This is a genomic window from Dryocola clanedunensis (genome assembly GCF_038405435.1).
Classification (GTDB): Bacteria; Pseudomonadota; Gammaproteobacteria; order Enterobacterales; family Enterobacteriaceae; genus Dryocola; species Dryocola clanedunensis_A.
Window position 1 is genome coordinate 22,065 of record NZ_JBBYHZ010000002.1, and the last position, 21,078, is coordinate 43,142.

The following is a 21,078-nucleotide window of genomic DNA, read 5'->3' on the forward strand; positions in this document are numbered from 1 at the left end:
TTAGTTAAAGTTTTACTAAAAAATACACCTTATATGGTAAAGCGATAAGCGGATCACAACTTTGCATCGTCCAGGAGGGGGTTAAACGCCGGGGTATACATACACCTGAGATGCCATTAAGCTACTGTTTTCTTCAGATGATTATTAGGATGTTATGGCTACTTTGAAGGAGATCGCCCAGGCGGCTCAGGTATCCGTGGCGACGGTTTCGCGGGTGCTGAATGACGATCCCACGCTCAGCGTGAAGAGCCAGACGCGGCAGAAAATCCTCGAAGCCGCGGAGCGCCTGGAATACAAAGTTCACAGCGCCAGACGGCAGGCCAGCCAGCGTCTTACCTTTGCCGCGCTTTACACCTATGGCCAGGATCTTGAGATTAACGATCCCTATTATCTGGCGATGCGCTACGGCATTGAAACGCAATGCGAAAAGCTCGGCATTACGCTGATGTCCTGCTATGACTTCAAAGATGAAAGGCCCGTCGCCGCAGACGGTTTACTGGTTATCGGCAAGCCGCAGCCGCTTGCCCAGGCGTGGCTTGAGCAGCAGGAGCTGCCGCTGGTCTATCTGGACGGCGTTACCGACGACCCGCGCTTCGACTGCGTCAATGTCGACCTGTACAAAATAAGCCAGAAGGTTATCGACTACTTCATTTCGCGCGGCTATCTGCGCATCGGCTTTATTGGTGGCCGTGATGACCCGGCATGGCCGGACCAGCGGGAGCTGGCGTTTGTGGAATATGGCCGGGGTAAAAAGGTCGTAAAAACGCAGGATATTTTTTACGGCGATTTCACCAGCCAGTCCGGCTACCAGTGCGCAATGAAAATGCTCGCCTCTTCTGAGGATTATCCTCCTGCTTTATTTGTCGCCACGGACTCCATCGCCATTGGCGTGCTGCGCGCTCTGCACGAGCACGGGATAAAAGTGCCCGAGCAAATGGCGCTGATCAGCGTCAACGATATCCCAACCGCGCGCTTTGTTTTCCCCGCGCTCTCTACCGTACGCATTCACTCAGAGACGATGGGCGCGCAGGCGGTCAACCTGCTGAGCGATCGTCTGCGTGACGAGCGAACAATCCCGCTCTCCGTCTACGTTCCCAGCTCTATGCAGCTGCGCGACTCTACAAAGTAACCCCCGCTCCAGCCCTGATTTTTCCCGCCGGACAACGTTTCCGGTGGGCCATCCTCTGCTTTTCCCTCCGGCAGGATTTATGTGATCCCTGCGTCATTTAGTAAAATATAAACTATAAGTTTACTAAATATTTACTTATGGTTGCCCCAGAACACACGTAATGAGGAAGTCGACGTGAAAAACTGGGAAAACATAGACAAGCTGTCAGAGAACCGATTACCGCCGCGCGCGTGGTTCCACGGCTACGACAGCGAAGCGCAGGCGCGCACGCTGGACCGCGCCCAAAGCCAGGGCTTTAAACTGCTGAGCGGTAAGTGGACATTTAGCTTTTTCGACCATCCGGACAAAGTGCCCGCCGAGTTTTATCGGCAGCCGATGGCGGAGTGGGGCGAGATAACGGTTCCCGGCATGTGGCAGATGGAAGGGCACGGCAGCCTGCAGTACACCGATGAAGGGTTTCCATTCCCCATCGACGTGCCTTTTGTGCCGACGAATAACCCAACGGGGGCCTACCAGCGCCAGTTCTCGCTGTCCGCGGAGTGGCTGCAGCGCCGGGTCATCATCAGGTTCGACGGCGTCGAGACCTACTTCGAGATCTACGTCAACGGCCGGTACGTTGGTTTCAGCAAGGGCAGCCGCCTTAGCGCCGAATTTGATATCAGCCCCTACGTGCGGGCGGGAGACAACCTGCTTTCCGTTCGCGTCATGCAGTGGGCAGATTCTACCTACATCGAAGATCAGGATATGTGGTGGATGGCAGGAATCTTCCGCGACGTTTACCTTCTGGGCCAGCCGCAGGTCCACGTGCAGGATTTTACCGTCGTCACCGAGTTTGATGAAAATTACCGTGACGCTGAGCTGGCCGTTCGCTGCAGTATTTCCGGCGAAAACCAGGATGGCTATCAGCTTCAGGCGCAGCTTTTTGACGGCAGCGAGTGCGTAGCGGAGCAGCTGCAGGACGTCCAAAACTGCCATTTTGCAATGCCGATAACACAGCCTAAGCAGTGGAGCGCGGAGCATCCGCACCTGTATCTGCTCCTGCTGACGCTGCGCGACGGCGGCGGAAACACTATTTCCGTCGTACCGCAGCAGGTTGGCTTCCGCGATATTAAAGTTCGCGACGGGTTGTTCTACGTGAACGGCAAGTACCTGAAGCTGCACGGCGTGAACCGTCACGATCACGATCATCGCAAAGGCCGCGCTATCGATATGGCCCGCGCCGAGCGCGACATCGTCCTGATGAAGCAGCACAACATCAACTCTGTACGCACGGCGCACTATCCAAACGACCCGCGCTTCTACGCGCTTTGCGACCGGTACGGCCTGTTTGTGATGGCCGAAACGGACCTCGAAAGCCATGGTTTTGCCAACGTGGGCGATCTCAGCCGCATTACGGACGACCCCGCGTGGGAGAAGGCCTACGTAGAACGTATTGAGCGCCACGTTGCGGCGCAGAAAAACCATCCCTCCATTATCATCTGGTCTCTGGGCAACGAGTCCGGCTACGGCTGCAACATCCGCGCGATGGCCGCGCGCTGTAGGGCGATGGACCCGACCCGGCTCATCCACTATGAGGAAGACCGGGATGCGGAAGTGGTGGACGTTATCAGCACTATGTACTCCCGCGTGTCGATGATGAACGCCTTCGGGGAATATCCTCATCCGAAACCCCGCATTATCTGCGAATACGCCCATGCGATGGGGAACGGGCCGGGCGGGCTGAGTGAGTATCAGAACGTCTTCAACCAGCATAAAAGCCTGCAGGGCCATTACGTCTGGGAATGGTGCGACCACGGGCTGCTGGTGCAGGACGAGCAGGGCCGCGACCGCTATCAGTACGGCGGCGACTACGGCGACTATCCGAACAACTACAACTTCTGCATGGACGGGTTGATTTATCCGGACCAGCGCCCGGGGCCGGGGCTGCGCGAATATAAGCAGGTGCTGTGCCCGGTAGCCGTGCGCACAACCGCCCGGGACGATGTGCTGCTGGTGGAAAACCGCTACTGGTTCAGCACGCTGGACGACATTGAGCTGCTGGTTAGCTATCAGCTGGACGGCGAAACGCTGGCCCGGCAAACCCTTGCGCTGCCGGAGATTGAGCCGGGGGAAACGGGTGAACTGCATCTTTGCGCGCCTGAGCTACCGGCGGGTGAAGTCTTTATCAACGTTGAAATCTTCAGGCGCAGCGCCACGGCGTACAGCGATGCCATGCATCCGCTTGGGCACTATCAGTTCCTGCGCCAGGCGGCCTGCGTGCGTGAGCCTTTGCCACAGGCCGCCCGGGCTGCACTGCGCGGGGAAATCAAATCGCATCAGCTGGTTATCAGCGGCGACGGTTTCGCTTTGACTTTCTGCCAGCTCAGCGGCGAACTGCTCTCCTGGCTGGCCGACGGCGAGGAAATTGTCGGGCGAGCGCCGCGTCTCACCTTCTTTAAGCCGGTTATCGACAACCACAAGCAGGAGTTTGAAGGGCTTTGGGAGCCCTTCCATCTGCACCTGATGCAGCATCATTTCCGCGAGCTGCGCCAGCAGCGGCAGGGGGAGGACTGGGTTGTTGAGGTGGATACGGTAATCGCGCCGCCGGTCTTCGATTTCGGTATGCGCTGTACCTACCGCTGGCGAATCACCCCGGCGGGCCTCGTGACGCTGGATTTAAGCGGTGCGCCGTATGGTAACTATCAGGCCATCATCCCGAAAATTGGCCTCGATTTCGGGCTTAGCCAGCGCTTCAGCAAGGTTGAATACTACGGACGGGGGCCGGGGGAAAACTATCCGGACAGCGCTCAAAGCAACCTTATCGGCCATTACGCGCAGCCTGCTGACAGCCTCTTTGAAAATTATCCCTTCCCGCAGGACAACGGTAACCGCCAGCAGGTGCGCTGGCTGGCGCTGACGGACGAGTCGGGCAGGGGAATGTTCATCCAGCCGCGCAGGCCAGTCAACTTTAGCCTCTGGCCCTACGACGCCGACATGATCCAGCAGGCGCAGCACATTAACGAACTCGAGCGCAGCGGCTGCCTGACGCTGAACCTGGACGACCAGATCCTCGGCCTCGGCTCGAACTCATGGGGTTCCGAAGTGCTGGATTCCTGGCGGGTCTATCTCCAGCCGTTCAGCTACGGTTTTGCCATGCTGCCGTTCCGCGAACAGCATATTAAGGCCGTCACGCTTGCGAAATATGACATCCAGCCGCGCGAGTTTGTTAAGGAGGAAGCGCAATGATCGTTCTGCAAACTCTGGAAGAATTCCAGCGTATTTATCACGCCGGAAAAAAATGGCTGCGCTGCATGGAGGCAATTAATAACGTCGGCAATATTCAGCCAGCCGTTTTTTATTCCGTCGGCGATTCGCTGGTTTATCGCCTGAGCGAGGGGGACTCCCCTGGCAACGGGCTATTTGAAGGGAACCGCCGCTATTTCGACGTCCATTATTACCTGGCCGGTGAAGAAACCGTGGAGTACGCCGACAAATCCCGGCTGCTGGCCGAGGTGCCCTACAAAGACGAAAGCGATCGCGAGCTCTTAAGCGGCGCGGGTGAAACCCTGCGGCTCAGGGCGGGCAACGTCATCATCTGTGAAAACCATGAGGCTTACCGCTTCCAGGAAGGCGCTGGCGTCAGAAAGGTGATCCTGAAGGTCACCGTCGAAGAAACCTATTTTCTGAATAAATAACTACCGAAGCCGGGGGATGCCTCCCGGCTTATTAAAACTATAAAAAACCCTACAAAACGTGGAGTGTGTCCATGGCTTCAGTTAGCAGAAATACAATTGGCAAGTTCGGGTTATTATCCATGACCTTTGCGGCGGTATTCAGCTTCAATAACGTCATCAATAATAATATTCAGCTGGGAATTGCCTCGGCGCCGGTCTTCCTGGTGGCGACGCTGATTTACTTTATCCCGTTCTGCCTGATTATCGCGGAGTTCGTCTCCCTCAACCGTAACTCGGAGGCGGGGGTTTATGCCTGGGTGAAAAGCGCGCTGGGCGGGCGCTGGGCGTTTATCACGGCCTACACCTACTGGTTCGTGAATCTGTTTTTCTTTACCGCGCTCCTGCCCAGGGTCATCGCCTACGCGTCCTATGCGTTTCTTGGCTATGACTACATCTTCACGCCGCTTACCACGTCGCTAATCAGCATTTGTTTATTCGCCTTTTCTACGTGGATTTCCAACCACGGGGCAAAGCTGTTAGGGCCGATGACGTCGGTGACCTCAACGCTGATGCTGCTGTTGACCTTCTCCTACATTATTCTGGCGGGCGCTGCGGTGGTGGGTGGGGTTGAACCCGCCGATCCGATTAACGTGCAGGCTATTACGCCGCAGTTCAGCTGGGCCTTCCTCGGGATTATTGCGTGGATCTTCCAGGCCGCGGGCGGCGCGGAGTCCGTGGCGGTTTACGTTAACGATGTGAAGGGCGGCAGCAAGGCGTTCGTGAAGGTTATTATCCTGTCCGGCCTGTTTATCGGCGGCCTGTACACCGTGTCGTCGCTGCTGATTAACGTCTTCGTGCATAAAGCCGATTTGCACTTCACCGGTGGGACGGTGCAGGTGTTTGAAGGCTTAGCCCGCCACTTCGGCCTGCCCACGATTGTCATGAATCGTTTTGTCGGCATCGTGTCGTTTACCGCGATGTTTGGCTCGCTGCTGATGTGGACGGCAGCCCCGGTAAAAATCTTCTTTACCGAAATTCCAAAGGGGATTTTTGGCGAGAAAACCGTGCGTCTGAACCAGCACGGCGTACCGACCCGGGCTGCATGGATCCAGTTCCTGATTGTTATTCCGCTGATGCTCATCCCAACGATTGGTTCCGGCAGCGTGCAGGAGCTGATGAATACCCTGATTAATATGACCGCCGCCGCCTCGATGCTGCCGCCGCTGTTTATCATGCTGGCCTACCTGAATCTGCGCCTGAAGTATGACCGGGTCGACCGCGATTTCCGCATGGGGACAAGGATGCAGGGCATTACCATCGTCAGCGTGCTGATAGTGATTTTCACCGTTGGGTTTATCGCCTCTACCTTCCCGACGGGGGCAAGCATTATGACGATTGTGTTCTATAACGTCGGCGGGCTGGTGATTTTCCTTGGCTACGCGTGGTGGAAATACAATAAGTATGAGAAAACGCTGGATGCAGGGGCGCGCTACGAGGCGGATACGCCGCTCGCGCAGATAGCGCTGGAGCGGCAGGATGGGGTGGTTGATGCTGACGCTACTGCACCCTTAAAAAACCCTATGGTGCAGTAGCGCCGTCCGGCAGATTTAGAAATCGTACCCCACGGTGGCAATGACGGAGCGCTCGGCACCCCAGTAGCAGTAGCCGGTGCCGTAGCAGCCCGCAACGTAATCGCGGCCCGTCAGGTTGGTGGCGTTAACCTGCACGAAAGCGCCTTTCAACGCTGGCGTCCACGCGCCCATATCGGCACGTACCATTGCGTCAAACAGCGTGACGGACGGCACGCGCAGGGTGTTTTCGTTATCCGCCCACTGCTTGCCGATGTAGCGCACGCCCGCGCCCATGCTGATGCCCAGGTCTGCTTTGAACAGGCCCCACAGGCTCGCCATCTGGTCAGGCGTGACGTACGGCGTATTGCCGTCGTTGCCGTCGATGGAATCCTTGAAGCGCACCTTGTTATAGGTATAACCCGCGATGGTAGAGAAACGCTCGGTCCAGTTCGAGCGGGCTTCCAGCTCGATACCCTGCGAGTGAACCTTACCGGCTGGCTCATAATAGCTGCCCTGAACCACGCGGTTGCCGACATCTTTTTGCGTCAGGTCATACAGCGCGACGGTGTACATGTCGGCCGTGCCAACAGGCTGATATTTCACGCCCGCTTCGTACTGCTCGGCGGTAGTTGGCTTAAGAAGCTTACCCTGAGCATCCGGCAGCACCTGCGGGGTAATGGCCTGGCTGTAGCTGACGTACGGGGAGATCCCGTTCTCAAAGGCGTACAGCAGGGAGGCGCGGCCGCTGAAATGATCGTCCGTGCGGTTGTCGGTGACGTCGCTCTCAATGGCCGGTGCGACGATATGGCTTTTCGTCACTATATGGTCATAGCGGCCGGACAGGGTCATGTGCCACCTGTTCCAGGCCATATCGTCCTGCAGATAGACGCCGCTTTGTTCGTACTGGCGCCTGCCGGACTTGGTCAACAAACCCTGGTTGATGGTGGCGTAGGTCGGGTCGCGCGGATCGTAATAGTAGAAGCCGCCGGGACCGCCGGATTCGCCCGTCCACGGGTTGAGGTTAGTGGTGTAGGCCGAGTCATCGGTCAGATCGTTGGTGAATTTATGGTATTCAGCGCCCAGTACGACCTTATGATCCAGCTCGCCGGTAGCAAAATCTGCCTTAAGCTGGTTATCTATCGCCCACGCGTCGAGCGAAGATGACTCGCCGCTGTAGTAGCGGGTCAGCTCGTTGTGCGCCGCATCCGCCCAGCCAATCTGGTAGGCCTGTTTCAGACCAACGTTGGAGTGCGTATAGCTGGCGTTGGAGCGGAAAGCCCAGACGTCGTTGAAGCTGTGGGCAAATTCGTAGCTGTAAATCTGCTCGTGGCGCTTGAACTCGTCGTTGCCGGGCTCGACGTCAGAGAAGCCGGTGCTGATTTTACGGCCCGTAGTGGAGTAAATGCTGCCGTCCGCAGGAACCGAACCGTGGAAGCCGCCGGAGGGATCTTTCTGCAGATAGGCGCGCAGCAGCAGCGAGGTATTCTCATCGGGCTGCCAAAGCACGGAAGGGGAGATGGCATAGCTCTCTTCCCGGGTATTTTCATACTGGGTGTCGGAATTCTTCGTCATCCCGGTAATGCGGTATGCCCACTCGTTGTTAATGGCGTTGGTGTAATCGAACCCCGTACCGGTGGTAGCGTTGTTGCCGTACATGGCTCGCACGTGGCCCTCTTCACTGAACTGCGGGCGTTTGGAGGTTTCCATCACCAGACCGCCCGGGATGGTTTGCCCGTAAAGCGCCGAGGAGGGGCCCTTAATCACGTCAATACGCTCCAGGAACCACGGATCCACCTGAATCACGTTATAGCTGCCGCCGTCGCTCATCAGGCGCAGGCCGTCGAGGAAGGTATTGTTGACATCGCCGCCGTGGAAGCCGCGCAGGGCGACGGTGTCGTAACGGGTTGCGCCACCCGCAAAACCTGTGAAAGCACCCGGGGTGTAGTTCAGCGCGCTGTTCACGGAAAGTGCGCCCTGGTCGTCCATCTGCTGGCGCGTGACGACGGAAACGGATTGCCCGGTGGTGATCAGCGGCTCATCGGTTTTGGTTGCGCCACGGCTAACGGTCGCGGTGTAACCCTCCGTCGGGCTGGTGGATGTTTCCGCCGGTTTTGCGGTAACGACGATGGTTTCCTCTGCCATAACGTATGCCGGAGCGGCAAGGGCAAGCGCGCAAAGTAAAGCGGAGCGCTTTACGGTGAATCCCAGTTTCATTGTTTTCGTAATTCCGAGAAGGTATTGAATTTAAGGAATGCGAATTATTATCGTTATTGTTACGCGAAACAAGTGCAGATTTTGGCGGGGGAAGGGATAAAGACCATGTTTAAGAGAAGGTTAGTTAGGGAGGAGCTGGAATCCAGGTCTAAAAGTTTGAGGTATTTTTAGATGGTGGCGGGGGAAGGATGATCGCGCATCGCGCGTTCTCACTGGCGTGAGTCGAACCTTAGTCGAAGCTTCTCGTCCTTCCCAACGGGAATATGGAAGAGTAATGAAAACTGGAATAGAGGGGGATACTAAAAGATGGTGGCGGGGGAAGGATTCGAACCTTCGAAGTCGATGACGGCAGATTTACAGTCTGCTCCCTTTGGCCGCTCGGGAACCCCGCCAGGGGTATGGTGCTTATCGGCTGAAAACCAAACTGGAGTTGGCTTCAAGAACGGAGTGGGAAGGATGACCGTTGCTGATGCAACGTTGTCTCACTACGTTCGACTCGAACCTTAATCGAAGCTTCTCATCCTTCCCCGTGAGGAGTCTGGAAGAAATGTGCTCGTTTGATGAAGAGAGCGAGTTAGTTAATGGTGGTGGGGGAAGGATTCGAACCTTCGAAGTCGATGACGGCAGATTTACAGTCTGCTCCCTTTGGCCGCTCGGGAACCCCACCACGGGGTACTACTTTTACTGGCCTGCTTCCTTGTCTGGAAGCGGGGCGCATCATATCAAATGAAGCGCCCCTGTAAAGCATTCGCGGTAAGAAAATGAATCGTTTGCCGTTTTTTTATGCGTAACGCCCTAAAGCTAAACGATTCACCTCGCTTGTCACAAAATAATCGTGCGGTTGCCGTAGACGAAGACGCGCTGTGCCAGCACCTGATACAGGGCGCGGCTTAGCACGTTTTTCTCTACGTCACGGCCTGCGCGCATCATATCTTCCGCCGTGTAGGTGTGATCCACGTGGATTACGTCCTGCATGATGATTGGACCTTCGTCCAGATTGTCATTCACGTAGTGCGCGGTAGCACCGATGATCTTCACGCCTCGCTCGTAGGCCTGATGGTAAGGGCGTGCGCCGATAAACGCGGGCAGGAAGGAGTGGTGGATATTGATAATCTGATTCGGGAAGCGGGAGACGAACAGCGGCGTCAGCACGCGCATGTACTTCGCCAGCACGACATAGTCTGGCTCGTAGGCGGCGATAGCGTCCGCCATCTGGGTATCATGCTCTTCGCGGGTCATCCCTTCATGGCTGACGAGCTGGAATGGAATATCAAAGCGTTCCACCAGCGTGCGCAGCGTATCGTGGTTGCCTATCACGGCGGCGATATCGACATCCAGGCCGCCGTAGGTCGCTTTCATCAGCAGGTCACCCAGGCAATGGGCTTCTTTGGTCACCAGAATCACCACGCGACGACGCCCTGCTGGGGTCAGTTCGCGCACCGAACCTTCAGGTAACGCGCCGTCGAGATCTGCCAGCAGCGTCGTGTCGTTGAAAATGCCCTCAAGCTCGGTACGCATGAAGAAGCGGCCGGTGCGGTGATCGACAAACTCGTTGTTCTGCACGATATTCAGCTCGTGCTTGTAGCAGATGTTGGTGATCTTGGCGATAAGCCCTTTTGCGTCAGGGCAGATGGTGCGAAGTACTTTTCGTTGTAATGCTGGCATCGCTTGGTAAATCCTGTTGATCGGTGTTTGCTAAACAATAGTGTGGTACGGCTGGAAAGCTTACCGTCCACAACACTTTTTGTATTTTTTGCCGGAGCCGCAGGGGCAGGGGTCATTACGGCCCAGGGTGGGACGTGTGCCGTCGACATAGTACCATCGACCCGTTTCTTTTAAGAATCGGGAACGTTCGATAATGGCACTTTCATGTTCTTTGTCCTTAAAGCGGGCAATAAAGCTGACATATCCTTCGTGAGGATCCTTGCCGGCGGCCTCTTCAAACACCGTCAGGCCAAGCCACTGCGTGTTGGCGAAACTCGCTGAAATATCCGTTGTCAGAGAGTCATAGCGGGCGGCCGGGTGCCAGGTTGCAACGAGGTATTCCGCCTCTTGCATCACATAGGCACTGTATCGCGAGCGCATAAGTTGTGATGGTGTTAATGGCAGGTTCACACCGCGTACGTAAGGCTGACAACATAGGCTATACTCGAGACCGCTGCCGCAGGGACAAAGTTGCGCCACAGTAACTCCTTGGTAAAAGAATAAACGGCGTTAAACGCCCGTGCAGCGCTATGTTAACCGAGCAGTGGCGAAGGCGCCACGGGATGTCAATCCCGAAAAGAGTGACCGAGGCGGAATGAGACAGGTAAAAATCGGCCTGGCGTTAGGGTCGGGAGCAGCAAAAGGTTGGGCGCATATTGGCGTCATCAATGCGCTAAAAAGGGCGGGCATTGAGGTAGACATCGTGGCGGGCTGTTCTGTCGGCGCGCTGGTGGGTGCCGCCTACGCCTGCCACCGCCTTCCGATGATGGAGCGCTGGGTCCGTTCGTTCGGTTACTGGGACGTGCTGCGCCTGATGGATCTTTCCTGGCGTCGCGGCGGTCTGCTGCGGGGCGAACGGGTATTTAACAATATCCGAAAAATCATTCCCGATGAGACCATTGAAGGTTGCGCCCTGAAGTTTGGCTCGGTTGCAACTAACCTCAGTACCGGGCGTGAGCTATGGTTCACCGAAGGCGACCTGCACCAGGCCGTGCGGGCGTCATGCAGTATGCCCGGGCTGTTATCCCCCGTCGGATTCAACGGCTACTGGCTGGTTGATGGTGCCGTGGTCAATCCAGTGCCCATTTCGCTGACTCGTGCGCTAGGCGCTGATATTGTCATCGCCGTGGACCTTCAGCATGACGCGCATTTGATGCAGCAGGATCTGTTATCGGTCAATATGGCCGGTCCCGCTGGTGATGAGTCCATTCAGACGGACACCTGGCGCGGTCGCCTGCGCGAACAGTTGGGTAAGATTAAAACGCGTCGGGCAAATACCACGCCGACCGCGATGGAAATCATGACCACATCGATACAGGTGCTGGAGAACCGGCTAAAGCGTAACCGCATGGCAGGCGATCCACCTGATATTCTTTTGCAGCCTTTTTGCCCGCAAATCTCGACGCTGGACTTTCATCGCGCCGGTGAAGCTATTCATGCGGGGGCTCAAGCCGTTGAGAAAAAGATGGATGAGCTGCTGCCCCTGGTTCGTACTCATGAGTGAGTATTGGTTTTTTTCATTTCTTCAGGCAATTCTGACAGGCGTGCAGGGCGTAAGCATGCCACTATTTACTCATTGCCGGTCAGAGGAGAGAGCATGACACAGCCACTATTGGGAAAACAGATCCTCATCGTTGAGGATGAGCCTGTTTTCCGCTCCCTGCTGGAAAGCTATCTCTCATCCCTTGGAGCAGAGACTTCTGTTGCAAGGGATGGGATTGATGCGCTGGAAAAAATGACATCCGCCACCCCGGATTTGCTGATTTGCGATCTCGCGATGCCGAGAATGAACGGGCTAAAGCTTGTTGAGCACATTCGCAATGAGGGTGACCAGACGCCGATTCTGGTCATTTCCGCGACGGAAAATATGGCCGATATCGCCAAAGCTTTGCGTCTGGGCGTGCAGGACGTCCTCTTAAAGCCCTTAAAAGATCTAAATCGCCTGCGCGAAACGGTTTATGCCTGTCTTTACCCGGCGATGTTTAATTCACGTGTGGAAGAAGAAGAGCGCCTGTTCCAGGACTGGGATGCGCTGGTTAGCGACCCGCAGGCCGCGTCTAATCTTTTGCAGGAGCTACAGCCACCCGTTCAGCAGGTGATATCCCACTGTCGTGTTAACTACCGTCAGCTGATTGCTGCGGATCAGCCTGGGCTGGTGCTGGACATTGCCCCGCTGTCGGACAACGATCTGGCTTTTTATTGCCTGGACGTGACCCGGGCCGGCGACAACGGCGTTCTTGCGGCGCTGCTGCTGCGCGCTCTTTTTAACGGCTTATTACAGGAACAGCTGTCCCATCAGCGACAGCGGCTGCCGGAATTAGGCAACCTGCTGAAGCAGGTTAATCAGTTATTACGACAGGCAAATCTTACGGGTCAATTTCCGCTCATCGTTGGTTATTATCACAGCGTATTAAAAAACCTCATTTTAGTCTCCGCCGGACTTAATGCGACGTTAAATACCGGCGAGCATCAAATTCAGGTGAGCAACGGGGTGCCCCTGGGGACTTTAGGCAATACTTACCTGAATCAAATTAGCCAGCGCTGTGAAGCATGGCAGTGCCAGGTATGGGGTGCGGGCGGGCGTTTGCGGCTGATGTTGTCTGCGGAATGAGCGCCTGATTGACTGATTACATTTAACTTTTCTCCCTTGTCCGGGCTGGTGGTAATATCGCGTCATAGCGATGCGTATTAGTCTTAAATTACCCGGCCCACGGCTATTCAGCGGCAGATTACGATTTTAAGCTGATATACTCGAACGCGTTTTTAAATTGACGAGCAAGTTTGAAACTTGAACAGTCCAGGAGGTTTTTCAATGGCTGCCCTTAATTCTAAAGTTACTAAAGCAGTAATCCCCGTTGCGGGATTAGGAACGCGTATGTTGCCAGCGACTAAGGCAATTCCTAAAGAAATGTTGCCGCTGGTGGATAAACCACTCATTCAGTACGTGGTGAATGAATGTATCGCCGCGGGCATCACTGAGATTGTGCTGGTTACCCACTCATCGAAAAACTCCATCGAAAACCACTTTGACACCAGCTTCGAACTTGAAGCCATGCTGGAAAAGCGCGTTAAGCGCCAGCTGCTCGAAGAGGTTCAGGCTATCTGCCCTCCACACGTCACCATCATGCAGGTTCGCCAGGGTCTGGCGAAAGGCCTGGGTCACGCGGTGCTATGTGCTCATCCGGTGGTGGGTGATGAACCAGTTGCGGTCATCCTGCCGGACGTGATCCTCGACGAATTCGAATCCGATCTTTCTCAGGACAACCTGGCCGAAATGATCAAACGTTTTGATGCGACGGGCCACAGCCAGATTATGGTTGAGCCAGTTGAGGACGTGACCGCCTACGGCGTCGTTGACTGTAAAGGCGTTGAATTAAAAGAAGGCGACAGCGTGCCAATGGTTGGCATCGTCGAGAAGCCAAAAGCGAACGTGGCGCCGTCCAACCTCGCGGTTGTAGGTCGTTACGTGCTGAATGCTGATATCTGGCCGCTGCTGGCGAAAACGCCTCCGGGTGCGGGTGACGAAATCCAGCTGACTGACTCCATCGCCATGCTGATGGAAAAGCAGACCGTTGAAGCCTACCACATGAAGGGCGTGAGCCATGACTGCGGCAACAAACTCGGCTATATGCAGGCGTTCGTTGAGTACGGCATTCGCCATAAAACGCTTGGCGAAGATTTTACCGCCTGGCTGGAAGAGATCGTTGGCGCGAAGAAGTAATTCAATTCAACGCAGGATAGAAAGATGAAAGTTACCGTATTTGGTATCGGCTACGTTGGGCTTGTGCAGGCAGCAGTGCTTGCGGAAGTTGGCCACGAAGTCATGTGCATCGACGTTGATGCGCAAAAAGTTGAAAACCTGAAGAACGGCATCATTCCCATTTTCGAGCCGGGCCTGACGCCGCTGGTCAAGAAAAACTACGATGAAGGCCGCCTGCAGTTCAGTACGGATGCCGAGCAGGGCGTTCACCACGGTGAAATGCAGTTTATCGCCGTCGGGACTCCGCCAGACGAAGACGGCTCTGCCGATCTGAAATATGTGACCGCAGTGGCTCGCACCATCGCGCAGCACATGGACTCGCATAAAGTCGTGCTGGATAAATCCACAGTGCCAGTCGGTACGGCAGATAAAGTGCGCAGCGTGATGGCTCAGACGCTGAAAGAGCGCGGCGTAGATATCGCCTTTGACGTGGTGTCGAACCCGGAGTTTCTGAAAGAAGGGGCGGCAGTCTCTGACTGTATGCGCCCTGAGCGTATCGTTATCGGTACCGATAACGAAGATGTGGTCGATCTGCTGCGTGAGCTCTACGAGCCGTTTAACCGTAACCACGACCGCATGATCCTGATGGACATCCGCAGCGCTGAGCTGACCAAGTACGCAGCGAACTGCATGCTGGCGACCAAAATCAGCTTCATGAACGAAATCTCTAACCTGGCCGAGCGCCTGGGTGCTGATATCGAGAAAGTGCGTATGGGGATTGGCTCTGACTCCCGCATCGGCTACAGCTTTATCTACCCTGGCTGCGGCTACGGTGGCTCCTGCTTCCCGAAAGACGTGCAGGCGCTGATCAAAACCGCGCAGCAGATTGGCTATACGCCGCGTATTCTGCAGGCGGTAGAGGAAGTCAACCACGACCAGAAGCTAAAGCTCCCTGAGTTCATCACTCGCCACTTCGGCGAAGATTTACAAGGTAAGACTTTTGCGCTCTGGGGGCTCTCTTTCAAACCTAACACCGACGACATGCGTGAAGCCTCCAGCCGTGTGCTGATGGAAGCGCTGTGGGAGCGCGGCGCAAAAATTCAGGCATTCGATCCGGAAGCGATGGATGAAACCCAGCGTATTTACGGGCACCGTGAAGATCTGAAACTGATGGGCACCAAAGAAGCCGCGCTGCAGGGCGCTGATGCTCTGGTCATCTGTACGGAATGGCAAAGTTTCCGCGCGCCGGATTTCGAAACAATCAAGAAATCCCTTAAGCAAGCAGTTATCTTTGACGGCCGTAACCTGTATGATCCTGAGAGACTCAGCAAACGCGGCTTTGTTTATTATGCAATTGGCCGCGGAGCGTCCATCAATATTGCGTAATAAACGAGGTTAGTATGAAATTTCTGGTTACCGGCGCAGCAGGCTTCATTGGTTTTCATGTAAGCGAGCGTCTGCTTGCTGCCGGTTACCAGGTTATCGGTATCGATAACCTGAATGACTATTATGACGTCAACCTCAAGCTCGCCCGCCTCGATTTACTTAAACCTCATGCACTCTTCCAGTTTGAAAAAATTGAGCTCGCCGATCGTGCCGCGATGGAAAAGTTATTCGCCACGCAAAAATTTGATCGCGTGATTCACCTTGCCGCGCAGGCCGGTGTACGTTATTCCATCGATAATCCTCACGCCTATGCTGATGCAAACCTTATTGGTCATTTGAACGTGCTGGAAGGCTGTCGCCATAATAAAGTGGGCCATCTGCTTTATGCTTCTTCAAGCTCGGTATACGGTCTGAACCGCAAGCTGCCTTTTTCCACCGATGATTCCGTGGATCACCCGGTTTCTTTATATGCGGCGACCAAAAAAGCCAACGAGCTGATGTCGCACACCTACTCGCATTTATATGGCCTGCCGACCACCGGTCTGCGCTTTTTCACGGTTTACGGGCCGTGGGGTCGTCCAGATATGGCGCTGTTTAAATTCACCCGCGCAATTGTCGAGGGTAATAGCATTGATGTTTACAACCACGGGCAAATGCGCCGCGATTTCACTTATATCGATGATATTGCCGAAGCAATTTTTCGCCTGCAGGATGTGATCCCGCAGCCTGATCCCGACTGGACGGTAGAGCAGGGGACGCCTGCCACAAGCTCAGCGCCTTATCGTGTCTACAATATAGGGAACAGCAGTCCGGTCACGCTGATGGATTATATTACGGCGCTTGAGACGGCGCTGGGCAAAGTGGCGCAGAAGAATATGATGCCAATGCAGCCAGGAGACGTGCTGGAGACCAGCGCCGATACCAGCGCATTATATGACGTCATCGGCTTTAAGCCGCAAACTAGCGTAGCGCAGGGTGTGGCTAACTTTGTAGAATGGTATAAAACCTTCTATAAAGTGGGCTGACAGACGTTACGTAGTGTTACAGAGGGAAGCCTGGCTTCCCTTTTTTATTGCTGACATAAAAAAATCCCGCCGGAGCGGGATTTAATAAGCAGCACACTTAAAGTGTAAAATTAGGCAATCAGGAAATCTTCCAGTTTTTTACCCTGGTCTTCCATTGCTTTTTTAATTACTGCTGGAGTACGGCCCTGGCCAGTCCAGGTGCGGGATTCGCCGTTCTCGTCAATGTACTGATATTTAGCCGGGCGTGCAGCACGCTTAGCTTTGCCTGCAGACTTAACCGCAGCCATGCTGTTCAGCAATTCGTTAGGATCGATACCGTCTGCAATCAGCATTTCACGGTATTGCTGCAGTTTACGAGTGCGCTCTTCAATTTCAGCGGCCTGTGCATTTTCTTCTTCACGGCGCTCGTTAACAACAACTTCTAATTTTTCCAGCATTTCTTCCAGGGTTTCGAGAGTACATTCTCTTGCCTGTGCACGAAGAGTACGGATGTTGTTCAGAATTTTAAGTGCTTCGCTCATTTTAGTAATCTCAAACTTATATTGGGTTGGCTTGTTGAGGTAATAATAGAGCCTTAAATTAAGATCTGCAATAGGGATGAATGTAAGGAATTCAAAATTTCGTGTTATTTATCCCATTTATTAAACGACGCTAACTTAAATTGGTTACGGGTAGTCGTACAAAAAAAGCAGTGATAACTCACTTTTTCAACAACAACCCTGGGAGTTGCAGGGGTTGTTGAGCATGACAAACCCTGTGGTTTGGCGGGGTAATTTCGGAATATCCACCTTTGGTATTATTGTGTGAATAGAAGCATGGTCTTAACAAGTTTATATTAAATGCCGTAATGGTTAATTTCATGAAATCTTTAAAATCACAGAAAACTCTGAGTCTTAGCGCCACTTTTCAGATGACGGTTATCGTTTATACGGTGAGGTAACTATTAGAAATTGCTTATATATCCCCTGGCAAGCACCTCACGGAAGGGGTGATTGCGCAGAAGAAGTTGGCCCAAAGCTTATGGTATAATGCCCGTCAACAATATTTACACTTTGACGCAGGTTAACAGCGAATGGCGCAACTCTATTTCTACTACTCGGCGATGAATGCCGGAAAATCCACGGCTCTGCTGCAGTCTTCCTACAATTATCAGGAGAGGGGAATGCGGGCGCTGGTGTATACAGCAGAAATTGATAATCGATTTGGTACAGGGAAGGTCAGTTCGCGGATTGGATTATCCTCCCCCGCTAAGCTTTTTAATCCCGCGACGTCTTTGTATAACGATATCCGTGATGAGCACCTGCGCGCACCGGTACATTGTGTATTAGTTGATGAAAGCCAGTTCCTGACGCGTGAGCAGGTCCGCGCCTTATCCGATGTGGTAGACGACCTGGATATACCCGTACTGTGCTACGGCCTGCGTACGGACTTCCGGGGGGAGTTATTTACCGGTAGCCAGTACCTGCTGGCCTGGTCGGATAAGCTGGTTGAGCTGAAAACGATTTGCTTCTGTGGCCGTAAGGCCAGCATGGTTTTACGCCTGGACAGCGAAGGGCGTCCGTTCAATCAGGGCGAGCAGGTGGTTATTGGCGGTAATGAACGTTATGTCTCCGTTTGCCGTAAACATTACAAAGAGGCGCTGGATAAAGGCTCTCTGAAAGGCATTCAGGGCGCATAACTTTCCTGGGAGGAGGTTACACCTTGCCTGCCTCCCGAACTCCTCAGAATGCGTTACAGCCACGATTTCATAGAGACATAAAAAAACCCGCCGAAGCGGGTTTTTATTTAGCTGTTAACAATTAAGCGGTTTTCTTGGCTTTCTTGTCAGCTTTCGCAGCCGGAGCAGCTTCGTTGGTTACTACGCCTTCTACGTATTCACGACCGTAGTAGGTATCCATCAGAATCTGCTTCAGTTCAGCGATCAGAGGGTAACGTGGGTTAGCACCGGTACACTGGTCATCGAACGCATCTTCAGACAGCTTATCAACGTGTGCCAGGAAGTCAGCTTCCTGAACGCCCGCTTCACGGATGGACTTAGGAATACCCAGTTCAGCCTTGATGCTGTCCAGCCATGCCAGCAGCTTCTCGATCTTAGCAGCGGTACGGTCGCCCGGCGCGCTCAGACCCAGGTGGTCTGCGATTTCAGCGTAACGACGACGTGCCTGTGGGCGGTCGTACTGGCTGAATGCAGTCTGCTTGGTTGGGTTGTCATTCGCGTTATAGCGGATAACGTTGGAGATCAGCAGGGCGTTCGCCAGACCGTGAGGAATGTGGAACTGAGAACCCAGCTTGTGCGCCATCGAGTGACACACGCCCAGGAAGGCGTTCGCAAACGCGATACCCGCGATGGTCGCAGCGTTGTGTACACGCTCACGAGCAACTGGGTTTTTAGAGCCTTCGTTATAGGACGCTGGCAGGTTGTCTTTCAGCAGCTTAAGCGCCTGCAGAGCCTGACCGTCAGAGAATTCGCTCGCCAGTACGGAAACGTAAGCTTCCAGCGCGTGGGTCACGGCATCCAGACCACCGAATGCACACAGGGACTTAGGCATATCCATCACCAGGTTGGCATCAACGATAGCCATATCCGGAGTCAGAGCGTAGTCAGCCAGCGGGTATTTCTGACCGGTAGCATCGTCAGTAACAACCGCAAACGGAGTTACTTCTGAACCGGTACCGGAAGTGGTGGTGACGGCGATCATTTTCGCTTTCACGCCCATTTTCGGGAACTTGTAGATACGCTTACGGATGTCCATGAAGCGCAGCGCCAGCTCTTCGAAGTGGGTTTCCGGATGTTCGTACATGACCCACATGATTTTGGCCGCATCCATTGGGGAGCCGCCGCCCAGCGCGATAATCACGTCTGGTTTGAAGGAGTTAGCCAGCTCTGCACCTTTGCGAACAACGGTCAGAGTAGGGTCAGCTTCTACTTCGAAGAAGACTTCAGTCTCAACGCCAGCCGCTTTCAATACGGAAGTGATCTGGTCAGCATAGCCGTTGTTGAACAGGAAACGGTCGGTAACGATCATCGCACGTTTGTGACCATCAGTAATCACTTCGTCCAGCGCGATTGGCAGGGAGCCACGGCGGAAGTAGATAGATTTCGGAAGTTTATGCCACAACATGTTCTCAGCTCGCTTAGCAACGGTTTTCTTGTTGATCAGGTGCTTAGGACCAACGTTCTCAGAGATGGAGTTACCACCCCATGAACCACAACCCAGAGTCAGGGAAGGTGCGAGTTTGAAGTTGTAGAGGTCACCGATACCACCCTGTGAAGCAGGGGTGTTAATCAGGATACGCGCAGTCTTCATCTTGTCGCCGAAGTGCTTAACGCGTTCTGGCTGGTTATCCTGGTCGGTGTACAGGCAAGAGGTATGACCGATACCGCCCATTTCAACCAGTTTTTCAGCTTTAACAACAGCATCTTCGAAGCTCTTAGCGCGGTACATTGCCAGAGTTGGAGACAGTTTTTCGTGTGCAAACGGCTCGGATTCGTCAACAACGCTGACTTCGCCGATCAGAATTTTGGTGTTTGCCGGTACGGTGAAGCCTGCCAGTTCAGCAATTTTGGTTGCCGGCTGACCGACGATTGCCGCGTTCAGGGCACCATTTTTCAGGATGATATCCTGAACGGCCTTCAATTCTTTACCCTGCAGCATGTAGCCGCCGTGGCTTGCGAAACGCTCGCGCACTGCGTCATAGGCAGAATCAACAACGATGACGGACTGTTCAGACGCACAGATTACGCCGTTATCGAAGGTTTTAGACATCAGGATAGAAGCAACAACACGCTTGATGTCAGCGGTTTCATCAACCACGACAGGGGTGTTACCAGCGCCTACGCCGATTGCTGGTTTACCGGAGCTGTACGCTGCTTTAACCATGCCTGGACCACCGGTTGCCAGAATCATGTTGATATCCGGGTGGTGCATCAGGGCGTTGGACAGCTCAACGGAAGGCTGGTCAATCCAACCGATCAGATCTTTTGGCGCACCGGCAGCGATGGCTGCCTGCAGCACGATATCTGCCGCTTTGTTGGTCGCGTCTTTCGCACGTGGGTGCGGAGAGAAGATGATTGCGTTACGGGTCTTCAGGCTGATCAGCGACTTAAAGATCGCCGTAGACGTCGGGTTAGTGGTTGGAACGATACCGCAGATGATGCCGATTGGCTCAGCGATAGTGATGGTCCCGAAGGTGTGGTCTTCGTCCAGCACACCACAGGTTTTCTCATCTTTATAGGCGTTATAAATGTATTCAGAAGCAAAGTGGTTTTTGATCACTTTATCTTCAACGATACCCATGCCAGATTCGGCAACGGCCAGTTTCGCGAGGGGGATTCGAGCATCAGCGGCGGCCAGAGCGGCAGCACGGAAGATTTTATCAACTTGCTCTTGAGTAAAGTTGGCATATTCACGCTGGGCTTTCTTGACGCGCTCTACAAGGGCGTTAAGTTCAGCGACATTAGTTACAGCCATAATGCTCTCCTGATAATGTTAAACTCTTTTAGTAAATCAGCTGCCCGATTCGACAGTATAGTCAGCGGGGTTCAGCTTGCGTAAAAGTCGGGACATGACTATGCAAATACTTCCAATAACGTCTCGCTGATTTACTAAAAGAGCCTTACCTGGCAAACCATTCGTGTGATGAATGTCTCGCTCTTCAGGTGTACCAAGAGTACTCACTTCTGAGTAGGTTTTTT

15 protein-coding genes and 2 tRNA genes are annotated in these 21,078 nt (G+C 54.1%); 10 read left to right on the top strand and 7 right to left on the bottom strand.

Annotated elements, in window-relative coordinates; genetic code table 11:
* Positions 1-154: 154 nt before the first annotated feature.
* The 4 genes from ebgR to AAE045_RS04170 all read left to right on the top strand — a co-directional run bounded on the left by ebgR (position 155) and on the right by AAE045_RS04170 (position 6,374).
* Positions 155-1,129, top strand: a complete 975-nt coding sequence (gene ebgR / locus AAE045_RS04155) for a transcriptional regulator EbgR (protein WP_455546606.1) — start codon at positions 155-157, stop codon at positions 1,127-1,129.
* A gap of 174 nt (positions 1,130-1,303) precedes the next feature.
* Entirely contained in the window at positions 1,304-4,354 is a 3,051-nt protein-coding gene (gene ebgA, locus AAE045_RS04160; protein WP_455546607.1) for a beta-galactosidase subunit alpha, read from the top strand.
* A complete protein-coding gene (locus tag AAE045_RS04165) occupies positions 4,351-4,803 on the top strand; it encodes a beta-galactosidase subunit beta (protein ID WP_455546608.1) in 453 nt (150 codons plus the stop codon). The genes ebgA and AAE045_RS04165 overlap by 4 nt, the downstream gene beginning before the upstream one ends.
* A gap of 71 nt (positions 4,804-4,874) precedes the next feature.
* Positions 4,875-6,374, top strand: a complete 1,500-nt coding sequence (locus AAE045_RS04170) for an amino acid permease (protein ID WP_455546609.1) — start codon at positions 4,875-4,877, stop codon at positions 6,372-6,374.
* Positions 6,375-6,389: 15 nt separating this feature from the next.
* Here the strand turns inward: AAE045_RS04170 and AAE045_RS04175 are convergent, their stop codons facing one another.
* The 5 genes from AAE045_RS04175 to AAE045_RS04195 form a co-directional block, all read right to left on the bottom strand.
* The gene (locus AAE045_RS04175) at positions 6,390-8,567 is read right to left on the bottom strand and encodes a TonB-dependent siderophore receptor (protein ID WP_455546610.1); all 2,178 of its coding nucleotides are present in this window, start codon (positions 8,565-8,567) and stop codon (positions 6,390-6,392) included.
* Between the two features lie 307 nt (positions 8,568-8,874).
* Positions 8,875-8,959, bottom strand: a tRNA-Tyr gene (locus AAE045_RS04180).
* A 190-nt stretch (positions 8,960-9,149) separates the two neighbouring features.
* Positions 9,150-9,234: transfer RNA gene (locus tag AAE045_RS04185), tRNA-Tyr, on the bottom strand.
* A gap of 155 nt (positions 9,235-9,389) precedes the next feature.
* Entirely contained in the window at positions 9,390-10,232 is an 843-nt protein-coding gene (gene purU / locus AAE045_RS04190; protein WP_455424696.1) for a formyltetrahydrofolate deformylase, read from the bottom strand.
* A 60-nt stretch (positions 10,233-10,292) separates the two neighbouring features.
* Complete coding sequence (locus AAE045_RS04195) at positions 10,293-10,751, bottom strand: YchJ family protein (RefSeq protein ID WP_455546611.1); 459 nt, start codon at positions 10,749-10,751, stop codon at positions 10,293-10,295.
* A 115-nt stretch (positions 10,752-10,866) separates the two neighbouring features.
* On the opposite strand from AAE045_RS04195, the gene rssA reads away from it, so the two are divergent.
* The 5 genes from rssA to AAE045_RS04220 all read left to right on the top strand — a co-directional run bounded on the left by rssA (position 10,867) and on the right by AAE045_RS04220 (position 16,382).
* Positions 10,867-11,775 carry a patatin-like phospholipase RssA gene (rssA, locus tag AAE045_RS04200; RefSeq protein WP_455546612.1) on the top strand — a complete coding sequence of 303 codons (909 nt, stop codon included), beginning with the start codon at positions 10,867-10,869 and terminating at the stop codon, positions 11,773-11,775.
* Positions 11,776-11,868: 93 nt separating this feature from the next.
* On the top strand, positions 11,869-12,882 hold the full coding sequence (gene rssB / locus AAE045_RS04205) for a two-component system response regulator RssB (RefSeq protein ID WP_455424693.1): 1,014 nt from the start codon (positions 11,869-11,871) through the stop codon (positions 12,880-12,882).
* A gap of 201 nt (positions 12,883-13,083) precedes the next feature.
* A complete protein-coding gene (galU, locus tag AAE045_RS04210) occupies positions 13,084-13,992 on the top strand; it encodes a UTP--glucose-1-phosphate uridylyltransferase GalU (protein ID WP_455546613.1) in 909 nt (302 codons plus the stop codon).
* Positions 13,993-14,016: 24 nt separating this feature from the next.
* Positions 14,017-15,357 carry a UDP-glucose dehydrogenase family protein gene (locus AAE045_RS04215; RefSeq protein ID WP_455546614.1) on the top strand — a complete coding sequence of 447 codons (1,341 nt, stop codon included), beginning with the start codon at positions 14,017-14,019 and terminating at the stop codon, positions 15,355-15,357.
* A 14-nt stretch (positions 15,358-15,371) separates the two neighbouring features.
* On the top strand, positions 15,372-16,382 hold the full coding sequence (locus AAE045_RS04220) for an NAD-dependent epimerase (RefSeq protein ID WP_455546615.1): 1,011 nt from the start codon (positions 15,372-15,374) through the stop codon (positions 16,380-16,382).
* Positions 16,383-16,492: 110 nt separating this feature from the next.
* Here the strand turns inward: AAE045_RS04220 and hns are convergent, their stop codons facing one another.
* Entirely contained in the window at positions 16,493-16,903 is a 411-nt protein-coding gene (hns, locus tag AAE045_RS04225; protein ID WP_455424689.1) for a histone-like nucleoid-structuring protein H-NS, read from the bottom strand.
* 551 nt (positions 16,904-17,454) lie between these two features.
* On the opposite strand from hns, the gene tdk reads away from it, so the two are divergent.
* A complete protein-coding gene (gene tdk / locus AAE045_RS04230; protein ID WP_455546616.1) occupies positions 17,455-18,060 on the top strand; it encodes a thymidine kinase in 606 nt (201 codons plus the stop codon).
* Positions 18,061-18,181: 121 nt separating this feature from the next.
* Here tdk and adhE read toward each other — a convergent pair whose 3' ends face one another.
* Positions 18,182-20,854 (bottom strand): bifunctional acetaldehyde-CoA/alcohol dehydrogenase, encoded by a 2,673-nt coding sequence (gene adhE, locus AAE045_RS04235; RefSeq protein WP_455546617.1) that lies wholly within the window; start codon positions 20,852-20,854, stop codon positions 18,182-18,184.
* Positions 20,855-21,078: the final 224 nt, after the last annotated feature.

Coding starts and splice junctions, on each gene's coding strand:
- ebgR (WP_455546606.1), top strand. CDS start 155: ATGGCTACTTTGAAGGAGATCGCCCAGGCGGCTCAGGTATCCGTGGCG.
- AAE045_RS04165 (WP_455546608.1), top strand. CDS start 4,351: ATGATCGTTCTGCAAACTCTGGAAGAATTCCAGCGTATTTATCACGCC.
- AAE045_RS04170 (WP_455546609.1), top strand. CDS start 4,875: ATGGCTTCAGTTAGCAGAAATACAATTGGCAAGTTCGGGTTATTATCC.
- AAE045_RS04175 (WP_455546610.1), bottom strand. CDS start 8,567: ATGAAACTGGGATTCACCGTAAAGCGCTCCGCTTTACTTTGCGCGCTT.
- purU (WP_455424696.1), bottom strand. CDS start 10,232: ATGCCAGCATTACAACGAAAAGTACTTCGCACCATCTGCCCTGACGCA.
- rssA (WP_455546612.1), top strand. CDS start 10,867: ATGAGACAGGTAAAAATCGGCCTGGCGTTAGGGTCGGGAGCAGCAAAA.
- rssB (WP_455424693.1), top strand. CDS start 11,869: ATGACACAGCCACTATTGGGAAAACAGATCCTCATCGTTGAGGATGAG.
- galU (WP_455546613.1), top strand. CDS start 13,084: ATGGCTGCCCTTAATTCTAAAGTTACTAAAGCAGTAATCCCCGTTGCG.
- AAE045_RS04215 (WP_455546614.1), top strand. CDS start 14,017: ATGAAAGTTACCGTATTTGGTATCGGCTACGTTGGGCTTGTGCAGGCA.
- AAE045_RS04220 (WP_455546615.1), top strand. CDS start 15,372: ATGAAATTTCTGGTTACCGGCGCAGCAGGCTTCATTGGTTTTCATGTA.
- hns (WP_455424689.1), bottom strand. CDS start 16,903: ATGAGCGAAGCACTTAAAATTCTGAACAACATCCGTACTCTTCGTGCA.
- tdk (WP_455546616.1), top strand. CDS start 17,455: ATGGCGCAACTCTATTTCTACTACTCGGCGATGAATGCCGGAAAATCC.
- adhE (WP_455546617.1), bottom strand. CDS start 20,854: ATGGCTGTAACTAATGTCGCTGAACTTAACGCCCTTGTAGAGCGCGTC.